Raw genomic sequence first — 11,052 nt, 5'->3', positions numbered from 1 at the left:
CTAGCGTTTGCCGTTCCTCATTTGTCAGGGAAACAATATATCGTTTGGCTGGCATTGTTTATGGGTTGCTTACATTTCTATTATCCGTCAATTCTTTTTTGACAGACCACTAGCTGGCAATGACAGTTTATTCGGTTTAGCTGGCGACGACATTTTAGATGGCGGTACGGGTGCCGATCGCATGGAGGGTGGAGATGGCAGCGATACCTACATTGTTGACAACATAGGCGACCAAATTATTGAAGATAGCAATTCTTCTAATCCTTCTGCTCCATATTTCACAGACACGGTTAAATCGAGCATTACTTGGACACTGGGTGATGGTCTGGAAAATTTAACTCTCACAGGTAATGCCAACATCAATGGCACAGGTAATGCTAGTAGCAACACCCTGATCGGAAATGATGCTAACAACACGCTAATTGGAGGCGCTGGCAATGATTTCCTTGCGGGAGGAGGCGGAAGCGATATCCTAAATGGTGGCGCTGACAACGATACTTATGTCATCAACGATACCACCGACACCATTATCGAAGCTGCCAACGGTGGCAGAGACATAGTTCAAACTTTCGTCAGCTATACGCTGGGTGCCAACCTAGAAGATTTGACTCTTCTAGGTACGGCGGCGATAAATGGTACAGGTAATGCTTTTAACAACCTCCTTCAAGGAAATAGCGCCGATAACACTCTAAATGGTGGTGATGGCGATGACACCCTCGTTGGTGGAGGCGGCAAAGATATCCTCATCGGTGGAAATGGTAACGATACTTATACCCTCCACTGGGATATGTATAACGTTACTAAAGGCACCGAAACCATCGTTGAAGGCGTAAATGGTGGTACGGACTTGGTTTTTTCTAGGGACTCTTGGACGCTTAGTGCCAACGTGGAAAACCTGTATTTATATGGCATCAGTAGTGGCGTTTCTATGTATGGCACAGGTAACGAACTGGGCAACGAAATAAGGGGAGATTACAGCAATGACACTCTTAAAGGAAAAGCAGGTAATGACACCCTAATTGGTAACCCGGGAAACGACACCTTGGTGGGTGGAGGTGGCAGCGACGTACTTACAGGCGGCATTGGTGCCGATAAGTTTTACTTTCATGGCAAGTCAAGCGCTGTAGATCGGATTACGGATTTTTCAGTAGTAGACGACACGATTGGCATTGCTACTCGTTCTGGCTCAATGTTTGCCAACGCGGGGCTAACAGTTGGCGCGGCAATTACAGCTTCGCAGTTCCGCATCGGTGCTAGTGCAGGGGACGCAGGCGATCGCTTCATTTACAACAGCACAACTGGCGGTTTGTTCTTTGACAAAGATGGTATCGGTGGAACTGCACAAGTGCAATTTGCCACCCTTTCTACTGGACTGGCGATGACCAACGCTGATATCGTCGTCGCATAAACACTATAAATTTCCCTAACAAGGTACAAGAATATGGCAATAATCAACGGAACTAATGGCAACGACCCCTCCTTAAACGGAACTAATGGCAATGACGAGATTAACGGATTAGCAGGTAATGACATCCTACGCGGTTTAGATGGCGGCGACATTCTCGATGGGGGTACGGGTAGCGATCGCATGGAAGGTGGCGCGGGTAACGATCTGTATATCGTTGATAACGTCAATGATGTCGTTGTCGAAGCAGTAAATGCTGGCTTTGACGGCGTTCAATCAAGCGTTACTTGGACGCTGGGCGCCAACGTCGAAAATTTAACTCTCACAGGTAATGCCAACATTAATGGCACGGGTAATGCTGGCAACAACATTATCATCGGGAATGCAGGCAACAACATTCTCAATGGTGGCGATGGCGATGACACCCTGTTTGGTGGAGACGGCAACAACATTCTCAATGGTGGCGCAGGTAATGATACTTATAGAATCGATCCTGCTTCCACCACCACCATCAACGAAGGCTTGAATGCTGGTATAGATACAGTTGTAGTTACTCTAGGTTCGCCGGGAAGTTACACGCTGGGTACCAATTTGGAAAAACTCATCCTCCTAGCTGGCACCACTGGTTCGGGTAACAACCTCAACAACACTATCACCGGGAACGATGGCAACAATTATCTGTATGGCAGGGGTGGGAACGACATCCTGAATGGCATGATGGGTAACGACATTTTAGTCGGTGGTAGTGGTAGCGACATCCTGATGGGTCGTACTGGCAATGACACCCTCAAAGGCGGTCGCGGTGCAGATCGCTTTGACTTCATCGATCCATCGGTGGAAGGTGTGGATAGAATTGTTGATTTCTCACTAGCACAAGACACCATTGGCATTTCGGGAGCTAGTGCTTACTTCCAAGGTGCAGGACTAACGGCAAATGCAGCAATTACCGCTTCGCAGTTCCACATTGGTGCAAGTGCTGGGGATGCAAGCGATCGCTTCATTTACAACAGCACAACTGGCGGTTTGTTCTTTGATAAAGACGGTATTGGTGGAACTGCACAAGTGCAATTTGCCACCCTTTCTACTGGACTGGCGATGACTAACGCTGATGTTCTCGTCTTTGCATAACAATAAATTCAATCTGAGCATCTTGATGCTTCATCAATTAAGCTAATAGCTGATAGGCAAAAAGCTGGTAGCTTAACTATGCTGGACTTAACGAAACTCGCGCGGCAAATGCAGGGCATTAGTCAGCACCTAACTTTGGAGGCGGCTGCTAGTCGCCAACGCTTGGAACGCGCCCAGCAATTTTTTATCCTAGCTAAAACGCAACAGGCAGAACTGGTGCAGCGTCAAGAAAAGTGGCGCGATCGCATAACTTTTAATGCCGCTACACCAGTCGAACCCCTTTCTACCTGCATCGATTTACCAATTCCCCCAGCGTGTCACACCGTCATAGCTACAGACGGTTCCCAAATTGCCCCAAATCACCACGAAATCGCCTACTGTTATTTGATTAACGTCGGTCGGGTGATGCTACATTATGGGCAAAGTTTACACCCGCTTTTAGATAGTCTGCCAGAAGTTTTTTACCAACCTGAAGATTTGTACGTTTCTCGTCAGTGGGGAATTCGCACTGAGGAATGGATGGGTTATCGACGCACCGCTTCCGAAACGTCGGTCTTAGCAGAACTAGCTTGCAATTGGGTGAATCAGAGAGAGGTAGACAAGGGAAAAAAAATGTTGTCCGCCTTGTCCCCAGTCCCCAATCCCCAATCCCCAGTCCCTACTTTAGCGATGGTGGATGGTTCGCTAATTTACTGGTTTCTGGAACAATTACCGGGGGAAGCACGCGATCGCATTCTGCCTCCAATTTTAGAAGCTTGGGACGCTCTGCGCGAGGCTGGAATTCCCATAATGGGCTACTTGAGTGCTTCTCGCAGCAGTGACTCGCTTAACTTCCTGCGTTTACCAGCTTGTCCTCACCCAGCCCCCGATTGCATGACTCATTGTCCCGGTCAAAGCGATCGCGCACCTTGCCAAGTTTTTGACCCTTTGCGCGATACTTTCCTTTGGGCTTCCCAACTTCAGCCTGGACAACGCAGTACCTTGTGGCGTAGTTCTGCGCGAATTCTCGACTTGTATGGGGCACACCAAATTTACTTCTGCTATGTCCACGTGGGAACAGAAATCGCCCGCGTAGAGGTTCCCGCTTGGGTAGCCGAAAATCCAGAGAAGCTTGACTCTGCCTTAAGTTTAATGCTAGCTCAGGTACAGAAAGGTTATGGCTATCCAGTGGCTCTAGCAGAGGCGCACAATCAGGCTGTTGTCCGAGGAGGCGATCGCGCTCGTTTTTTCGCCCTCCTCGAACAACAAATGATTAAAGCTGGTTTGAGAAATGTCGGAACTTCTTACAAGGAAGCTAGAAAGCGCGGTAGCATCGCCTAAGCCTGGTTAAGCTAATAAACATGTAAGATATCAAATCGTAGGGGCAAAACGTTCGTGTTAAAAAATATCGAAGCTAAGCGAAAAATTATTGCCGCGAATCCTTCGCCCTAAGTAGCTTAGCTACTACGAAAAATTAAATTGTTCTAGTCTTTAGAATCATCCTCTAATGTTTCAATTAATAAGTTCATTTGCTGCTGTCGCTCTTGTAAAAAAGTTTCGCATTGCCGCAAATATTCAACAGCGGTATTAAATTCATCAAAAACCTGGGCTAGATCGAGTTTACCAGCTTCAATTTGCCTAATTAAAGCTTCAACTTTGGCAACAGTAGCTTCGTAGTTCCAGTCTGGCGGTAGTTGGGCATTGGATCGCTTCTTTTTTGAGGCGTCGCTGGTGCTGGTGGATTTGCTCATAAGAAATACAAGTATAAATTTACAAACTACTCTTTTGTATCTATAATTTCACTAATTTTGACTTTAATTTGTCCTTTATTCAACTGAATTTGTAGTTCCTGTCCCAGTTCTAACCCATCAGTAGAACGAGCGATCGCGCCATCTTGTTGCCTTACCACAGCGTAGCCTCTGGCAAGGACACTTTGCGGATCGAGAGTGGTTAGTTTTTGCCGCAACATCTGGGTGTGCTGGCTTGCGTTTTGGAGATGCTGTGCTGTTACCTGCACCAGTTGTTGACGCTTCCAGGCGATTCCTTGCTTTTCTTGCCGAATTTGCCGATCTATTGGCAAACGCCGCAACAAGTTTTTGAGTCGTTGCAGTTGGGAAAGGCTGGTCTGAAACTGTTCATTCACAGCCTCATTCAACGCTTCAATGCGTTCTCGGTGTTCGGTGTAAAGAGTCGCGAGTTCAGGAACCGCTTGTTCAGCGGCAGCTGTGGGAGTATGAGCATAGGCATCAGCAACCAAGTCAGCCAAAGATTCATCTCTCTGATGACCAATTCCAGTGATCACAGGGATAGAACAATTAGCGATCGCTTTCACTACTCGTTCATCATTAAAGCAAGTCAACTCCTCCACCGCACCACCACCACGAGACAAAATTAGCACCTCGGCGCGACCATCTCGTTCCACCCGCTCAATCGCTGCCAAAATAGATAGTGGTGCTTGTTCGCCCTGTACTAATGCTGGTGAAAATAAGACGTGTAAACCTGGATAACGTTGCTTGAGTGTGCGTTGAATATCACCCCAGGCGGCTGCTTGCGGTGAGGTGACAACAGCGATAGTTTGAGGATGGGTAGGAAGCGATCGCTTGCGTTCTGGATCAAACAACCCTTCTGCCTCCAGCCGATTTCGCAGCTGCCGATAACGCAACGCCTGCAACCCTTCTCCCCCAGGTAATGCTTGCCAAACAATTAGTTGATATTGTCCTCGCTGGGGATAAACTCGAATACTACCTAAAATAATTAACTGCTCCCCCTGGACTGGCAGCTGCATCAATTTGTTTAGCTGGCTTTTCCATACCACACAACTAATTGTCGCCTTAGCGTCCGGGTCTTGGAGCGTGAAGAATAGCCCGCTGGGATACTTGGATGCGCTGGAGACTTCCCCAGTCACCCAGACTTGGCGCAGCTGCTCATCTGGCTCTAAGAGCTGCTGTATGTAGGATGTTAACCCAGCCACCGACACAGCTGTATCTGGAACCAGCTGGTTAGGAATATAGTGGTTCATCGCTTAAAGAAAGAAAAATATAGAAATTGTAGCCCTGGTGGATGCAGAAGATGCCTTAAATCACTAGCTGTCATGCTAATTATGTCTCTAGGGTAGCGAGATTGAGATGAATCAGGAACTTTTGGCTAAATTGGTTAGAACTTCAGCATTTGCACCCAAACTTGGTGACTTGAGATGTACTACCCGATGCCTGAGTTCTATTCTCTCCAAGCATCAGGCGTTTTTTGCTCAATTTATCCCTCAGCTTTCGGTTAAAGTAGAACATTTGAACTACAATATAGGTTCATATCTTCTAGCTTGGTCAGGATACAGCAGTATCCAGGGTATAGCAGGAGGAAAGGGCGATCGCGCTCTAATTTGCCACCAAAAGTGGTAGAATAAAAATAGCTGGAAGTTAAATTTTGTAGCTGTTTTGGGCATTTTTCAGCTTTGGTGATGAACCTAAATGGGGCAATGCCATCGGTGGAAAAACCTACTCACTCAAGAACCCAAAAAAAGGGTAAAACCTGAGTGAAAAGCTCAAACAAGCATTCATTATGTATCCTAAAAAGGCGGTGGATATCATCGTTTCTGCCTGTGGAGGCTGTAGAGGCGCAAAAGCTTGTTTGCTTTGAAGTCAACAGCCATTGAAACAGGAAGCTCCAGTCCGTGAGGCGGAGCAGCCCGCACAAAAGCTACTGTTGCTAAGTGCGGAAGTAAAATCACCACTCCTGATTCTGTTCTTGAGGCATTAATGGCTATCCAAATCACGAACAATCCCGACAAGGAAAAAGCCCTGAGCCTGGTGCTAAACCAAATTGAGCGTAGCTTTGGCAAGGGAGCAATCATGCGCTTGGGCGATGCAACTCGCATGAGGGTAGAGACGATCCCCAGCGGTGCGCTGACCCTGGACTTAGCCTTGGGCGGCGGCTTGCCGAAGGGGCGGGTGATTGAAATCTATGGCCCGGAAAGTTCTGGTAAAACAACTGTTGCTCTGCACGCGATCGCGGAAGTCCAAAGATCGGGTGGTGTCGCTGCCTTTGTCGATGCCGAACACGCTCTTGACCCCGCTTATGCCGCCGTACTGGGCGTTGATATTGAAAATCTCCTAGTTTCCCAACCTGATAATGGCGAATCTGCCCTAGAAATCGTCGATCAGTTGGTTCGTTCTGCTGCCGTTGACATTGTGGTTGTTGACTCCGTTGCTGCCTTAGTGCCTCGCGCTGAAATTGAAGGCGAAATGGGCGACTCTCACATGGGCTTACAAGCACGCTTGATGAGCCAAGCCCTTCGTAAAATCACTGGGAACATTGGTAAATCGGGCTGCACGGTAGTTTTCCTTAACCAGCTGCGGCAAAAGATTGGCGTTACCTACGGCAACCCAGAAACCACCACTGGAGGCAATGCCCTGAAGTTCTACGCTTCAGTTCGTCTGGATATTCGGCGGATTCAAACCCTGAAAAAAGGCAATGAAGAATTCGGTATCCGTGCCAAAGTCAAAATCGCCAAAAATAAAGTTGCCCCTCCTTTCCGCATCGCGGAATTTGACATTATCTTTGGCAAGGGTATTTCGACACTAGGCTGTTTGGTTGACCTCGCCGAACAAACTGGAGTGATTACCCGTAAGGGAGCCTGGTACAGCTACAACGGTGACAACATCGCCCAAGGTCGGGATAACAGCATTAAGTACCTGGAAGACAACTCCGAACTTATTAAAGATATTGAGCAGAAAGTGCGTCAAAAACTTGAAATGGGAGCTGTGGTTGCAGCAAATACCGTCTCGCGAGTTGACGCTGAAGACGTGGATGTAGACGATGAAATGCTAGAGGAAGATTAAGGATTTTTCGGGAGTAAATCATCCTCTCAATGCAGTGGGATTAAGAATAATTTTAGGTTGGGTAGAGCGCAAGCGTTACCCAACTTTTTCTTGATAATGTTGGGCAAGGCGCCTCAACGCAACCTAATGATATAAAAAACCCGTTTTCTTAGAGAAAACGGGTTTTTTAACATAAAATCTAAAATTCATAGCGGCTATTTCTGAGTACCAGCATCTGAAATTCGCCTGCTGAAAAAGCGGTCTAAAATTTCTGACTGTTGTCTGGGGCTTAACTGAGGCTCTATAGCAGAAGCTATTAGCTCATCATTGATATCTGATGATTTCAGGAAGATTGAAGTATCTCTGGGATGATTAGTTTGCTTGTCTCTAGATTTTATAGAAGATGTAGGTGCCTCTGCATCTTCTGGGGTGTCAGATGCTTGTGCATTGGAGATAGCGTTGAGTTCCGCTATTAAGTATGGAGGGACATTGCCCAGCATAACGGTGTTGCTGCCGAAAAAGAAGGAAAAAGCAAGACTGCCGAGACGGATGCGATCGCCATCCTTGAGAAGAATTCGTTGATAAACTGGTTCCCCATTGACAAAAGTACCATTTGTACTGTTGAGGTCAACCAAATAAAAACCATCGTCTTCAATATATTGAATAACTGCGTGTTGACGAGACAACCGCCGATCGGCAATTGGCATAGCAGCCTGGCGCGACCTTCCCAACGTCCAGACCCCCTGCGGCTGAAACAACATCTGGGTTTTAGCGTCCACTAAGTTTGTAACCAGATACACTTGCCGATCTTGCACGACACCTTGGATATACCGAGGTGCAAGCCCGTTTACAAATTTGTTGCCCGTATTTTCCAGCTTGAGGATCTCATCTAGTAAACCATGATGATGCTCGTAGAGCTTAAGGAATACCTGATACAGACCCAAGCGTTGTTCTAGTTCCATGTATGCGATGAACTCAATTTTAGGTAAGGCTTCTGCTGGTACGACCATAACCAGTCAGCAGGAAGTTTAGAATTGCTAGTTCTTAAGTCACACCGGTTTATTGCATCAAAGTAGATTACACCCCACAGAAATGATAGAATACTTGGCTAACCCCTTCTTCTAGCTTAGATCGCCTTACTCTTTAGAGGAATCCGCAGGATTACGGGAACTGTTCTCCTTTATTACTTACGTTCAGCTTTTTGCTCTAAGCGAAACAGCCAAACCATCAAGGCAACAACGCCAATTTGTAGCCCCAAGTTCGGAATGGCTGAGGCGATTTCCTTTCCTGCTGCTAATTGGGCGAAGAAAACAACTCCGCCAATGAAGCCAGAGGCACCGCACGCCACGTAAACAAATTGCCTCAAACCCCGGTAGGGAGAGGCTGCTTCGGCTTTCAGGCGCTTATATAGTTCAGGATCAACTCGCTGATTGTTTCTGCTATTACTATTACGATTTTTTAAATTTGGTGCCATCAGTCTCGATACCCCCATATCTAAGTCTATCTTTACACGATGGCACCGAACATTGGGATAAAACCTTATTGTCAGAAATGATTCTCCATCAGTTATAATAAAAAACTGGCAGTGCCGGTGTAGCTCAGCGGTAGAGTAGCTGATTCGTAATCAGTTGGTCGTGAGTTCAAATCTCACCATCGGCTTTAAAAAACGTCTGAACCCTAGAAAAATAGAGGGTTTGAGTTAGTATAAGTAATTTATATCTGGCTAAATAAAAAAATTGAATTTTGACTATCATCAGGCGATCGCTGTGAGTTAGCGATCGCTTGGACTGGAAAAGTGGATAGGCTAATTCTGATTGTCCACGGACTATAAGTGTACGGACGATGTGCCACAAAGAATTGCGCTACTTTTATTCTTGTTCAAATAAAGAAGGAGTCATCAAAATCTCCCCTCTGGACAACCCTTTTAAAGTTTAAAGAAAAACGAATTTGCCAATGCCGTTTAACATCAATCTGCTGCCTCATCACCGTGCAAAAGCGGTGCGTGAATACGGGAAACAATACTATGTTGATGCTAAGGGCGATCGCTTCCCCAGTGTCACAACTATACTTAACGCTACCAAACCGCAAGAAGATCGAGACGCACTCTTCAACTGGCGCAACCGAGTCGGAGTAGAAGAAGCTAATCGCATTTCTGGTGCTGCTAGTCGTCGTGGTACTTCCACCCACAAGCACATTCAGCGCTATCTGCTTGGTGAGGATATCTCCTGTCCAGACGCCGCTAAACCCTACTGGGAGAGCTTGCAGTCTGTCTTGCAAGACATTAACGAGGTGCGCTTAGTGGAAGGTTCTGTTTTCCACTACGACTTGACTTATGCCGGGAGAGTGGATTGTGTGGCTAGTTACAAAGGTGTCCCCTGCGTCTTGGATTGGAAAACTGCTGATAAACCCAAAGGTTCCGCAGAACGCTTACATGATGCGCCAATTCAGTTGGCGGCTTACTGCGGCGCGGTCAACCAGTTTTATCAAGAGTACGGTATTGAATTAAATCATGCTGGCGTGGTTGTAGCAGTTCCGGGAATGCAAGCTGAAGTGTTCTGGTTCGATCCAGATAAAATGATAGTTTACTGGCAACAATGGCAGAAAAGAATTGCAGAATTTTGGCAGCGTCGAGGAGCAAGCAAAAATGATGCAAACTAGCTCTAAAATCTTGGCAGGGCTGATCGGGGTTTGTGTGGGTGATGCTTTGGGTGTTCCAGTCGAATTCACCAATAGAGTAGAGCGGCTGAAGTCACCAGTGGAAACTATGCTAGGTTACGGAACTTATAATCAACCTCCTGGTACTTGGTCCGATGATAGCTCTCTGACTTTCTGTTTAGCAGAATCTCTATGTAGCGGGTTTTCAATAGACGCGATCGCATCCTCTTTTTGCCGCTGGTTAAACGAAGCTTACTGGACTCCCCACGGTGAAGTTTTCGATATCGGCAATACCACCTATGATGCTCTTGAGCGTCTGCAACAGGGTTTCCCACCTGTAGAAGCTGGCGGTACAGATGAATACAGTAATGGCAATGGTTCCTTGATGCGAATTTTGCCTTTAGCTTATTATCACAAAACTCTAAGTTTTCCTAAATTAATTGAGCGCGTACATCAAGTATCTTGCATCACTCATGCTCATTTACGCTGTCAAATTGCCTGCGGTATCTATATCAGTATCGCCGTTTGTTTATTGCAAGGAATGGCTCCATCAGATGCCTATCTCCAGGGAATTCAAAATGCCCAAGAAATTTACATTCAACCTTTATACGCTTCAGAAAAACATCATTTTTATAGAGTTAACAGTGGTGAAATTGCCTCTTTACCGATAGATGATATTCGGTCTAGAGGCTATGTCATTGATACACTAGAGGCTGCTCTATGGTGTTTTTTAAATAGCTCCTCATATTCTGAGGCTGTTTTAAAAGCTGTGAACTTGGGCGAAGATACTGATACTACAGCAGCTGTTACTGGCGGTTTGGCTGGCATTTATTACGGAGTAGAAAATATTCCTGAAGAATGGATGAATCAAATTGCCAGAATTGAAGATATTATCGATTTGGGAAGACGTTTGGAAGCAGCTATTGACACTTAAGAAAACCTCTCCCTAATTACTTCCACCCGAAGAACAACCCCTCAGAAGAAGAGCGGGAAGCAGAAGAATTTTTTTTACATAAAAGGGGCTTTTTGCTCCCCCGTGCCTTATCTTTTTTCACCCCCTTCCCTGCAAGA

12 protein-coding genes and 1 tRNA gene are annotated in these 11,052 nt (G+C 46.3%); 8 read left to right on the top strand and 5 right to left on the bottom strand.

Annotation, left to right across the window (positions count from 1 at the left end; translation table 11 throughout):
• Window positions 1-7 precede the first annotated feature (7 nt).
• The 3 genes from NDI42_RS18710 (at window position 8) to NDI42_RS18700 (ending at window position 3,853) form a co-directional block, all read left to right on the top strand.
• Window positions 8-1,408, top strand: coding sequence for a calcium-binding protein (locus tag NDI42_RS18710; protein WP_190451113.1), 1,401 nt, complete (start codon window positions 8-10; stop codon window positions 1,406-1,408).
• A gap of 33 nt (window positions 1,409-1,441) precedes the next feature.
• Window positions 1,442-2,533: a calcium-binding protein gene (locus NDI42_RS18705; RefSeq protein ID WP_190451111.1), complete on the top strand. Its 1,092-nt coding sequence runs from the start codon at window positions 1,442-1,444 to the stop codon at window positions 2,531-2,533.
• Window positions 2,534-2,611: 78 nt separating this feature from the next.
• Window positions 2,612-3,853: a DNA double-strand break repair nuclease NurA gene (locus tag NDI42_RS18700; protein WP_190451109.1), complete on the top strand. Its 1,242-nt coding sequence runs from the start codon at window positions 2,612-2,614 to the stop codon at window positions 3,851-3,853.
• A 143-nt stretch (window positions 3,854-3,996) separates the two neighbouring features.
• Here the strand turns inward: NDI42_RS18700 and xseB are convergent, their stop codons facing one another.
• Both xseB and xseA read right to left on the bottom strand, forming a co-directional pair.
• A complete protein-coding gene (gene xseB, locus NDI42_RS18695; RefSeq protein ID WP_190451107.1) occupies window positions 3,997-4,263 on the bottom strand; it encodes an exodeoxyribonuclease VII small subunit in 267 nt (88 codons plus the stop codon).
• Window positions 4,264-4,289: 26 nt separating this feature from the next.
• Window positions 4,290-5,531: an exodeoxyribonuclease VII large subunit gene (gene xseA, locus NDI42_RS18690; protein ID WP_190451105.1), complete on the bottom strand. Its 1,242-nt coding sequence runs from the start codon at window positions 5,529-5,531 to the stop codon at window positions 4,290-4,292.
• A 106-nt stretch (window positions 5,532-5,637) separates the two neighbouring features.
• Between xseA and NDI42_RS18685 the strand changes: the two genes are divergently transcribed.
• Entirely contained in the window at window positions 5,638-5,907 is a 270-nt protein-coding gene (locus tag NDI42_RS18685) for a hypothetical protein (RefSeq protein WP_190451103.1), read from the top strand.
• A gap of 357 nt (window positions 5,908-6,264) precedes the next feature.
• Entirely contained in the window at window positions 6,265-7,347 is a 1,083-nt protein-coding gene (gene recA / locus NDI42_RS18680) for a recombinase RecA (RefSeq protein ID WP_190424336.1), read from the top strand.
• Between the two features lie 194 nt (window positions 7,348-7,541).
• Here the strand turns inward: recA and NDI42_RS18675 are convergent, their stop codons facing one another.
• Window positions 7,542-8,336, bottom strand: coding sequence for an FHA domain-containing protein (locus NDI42_RS18675; RefSeq protein ID WP_199310933.1), 795 nt, complete (start codon window positions 8,334-8,336; stop codon window positions 7,542-7,544).
• A 173-nt stretch (window positions 8,337-8,509) separates the two neighbouring features.
• Complete coding sequence (locus tag NDI42_RS18670) at window positions 8,510-8,800, bottom strand: DUF3493 domain-containing protein (protein ID WP_190451101.1); 291 nt, start codon at window positions 8,798-8,800, stop codon at window positions 8,510-8,512.
• Between the two features lie 113 nt (window positions 8,801-8,913).
• Here NDI42_RS18670 and NDI42_RS18665 point away from each other — a divergent pair.
• Window positions 8,914-8,985 (top strand) — tRNA-Thr (locus tag NDI42_RS18665).
• 54 nt (window positions 8,986-9,039) lie between these two features.
• On the opposite strand, the gene NDI42_RS18660 is transcribed toward NDI42_RS18665, so the two are convergent.
• Window positions 9,040-9,177: a hypothetical protein gene (locus NDI42_RS18660; RefSeq protein ID WP_190451100.1), complete on the bottom strand. Its 138-nt coding sequence runs from the start codon at window positions 9,175-9,177 to the stop codon at window positions 9,040-9,042.
• 102 nt (window positions 9,178-9,279) lie between these two features.
• On the opposite strand from NDI42_RS18660, the gene NDI42_RS18655 reads away from it, so the two are divergent.
• Window positions 9,280-9,984 (top strand): PD-(D/E)XK nuclease family protein, encoded by a 705-nt coding sequence (locus tag NDI42_RS18655; protein ID WP_190451098.1) that lies wholly within the window; start codon window positions 9,280-9,282, stop codon window positions 9,982-9,984.
• Window positions 9,974-10,915: an ADP-ribosylglycohydrolase family protein gene (locus NDI42_RS18650; protein ID WP_190451118.1), complete on the top strand. Its 942-nt coding sequence runs from the start codon at window positions 9,974-9,976 to the stop codon at window positions 10,913-10,915. The genes NDI42_RS18655 and NDI42_RS18650 overlap by 11 nt, the downstream gene beginning before the upstream one ends.
• Window positions 10,916-11,052 lie beyond the last annotated feature (137 nt).

The organism is Funiculus sociatus GB2-C1, from assembly GCF_039962115.1.
In the GTDB taxonomy this organism is placed as follows: domain Bacteria; phylum Cyanobacteriota; class Cyanobacteriia; order Cyanobacteriales; family FACHB-T130; genus Funiculus; species Funiculus sociatus.
Note: the sequence above shows the minus strand (reverse complement) of the source record. Positions and strands in the feature narration are given on the sequence as shown.

Coding starts and splice junctions, on each gene's coding strand:
- xseB (WP_190451107.1), bottom strand. CDS start 4,263: ATGAGCAAATCCACCAGCACCAGCGACGCCTCAAAAAAGAAGCGATCC.
- recA (WP_190424336.1), top strand. CDS start 6,265: ATGGCTATCCAAATCACGAACAATCCCGACAAGGAAAAAGCCCTGAGC.
- xseA (WP_190451105.1), bottom strand. CDS start 5,531: ATGAACCACTATATTCCTAACCAGCTGGTTCCAGATACAGCTGTGTCG.
- NDI42_RS18675 (WP_199310933.1), bottom strand. CDS start 8,336: ATGGTCGTACCAGCAGAAGCCTTACCTAAAATTGAGTTCATCGCATAC.
- NDI42_RS18670 (WP_190451101.1), bottom strand. CDS start 8,800: ATGGCACCAAATTTAAAAAATCGTAATAGTAATAGCAGAAACAATCAG.
- NDI42_RS18650 (WP_190451118.1), top strand. CDS start 9,974: ATGCAAACTAGCTCTAAAATCTTGGCAGGGCTGATCGGGGTTTGTGTG.
- NDI42_RS18700 (WP_190451109.1), top strand. CDS start 2,612: ATGCTGGACTTAACGAAACTCGCGCGGCAAATGCAGGGCATTAGTCAG.
- NDI42_RS18685 (WP_190451103.1), top strand. CDS start 5,638: ATGAATCAGGAACTTTTGGCTAAATTGGTTAGAACTTCAGCATTTGCA.
- NDI42_RS18655 (WP_190451098.1), top strand. CDS start 9,280: ATGCCGTTTAACATCAATCTGCTGCCTCATCACCGTGCAAAAGCGGTG.
- NDI42_RS18705 (WP_190451111.1), top strand. CDS start 1,442: ATGGCAATAATCAACGGAACTAATGGCAACGACCCCTCCTTAAACGGA.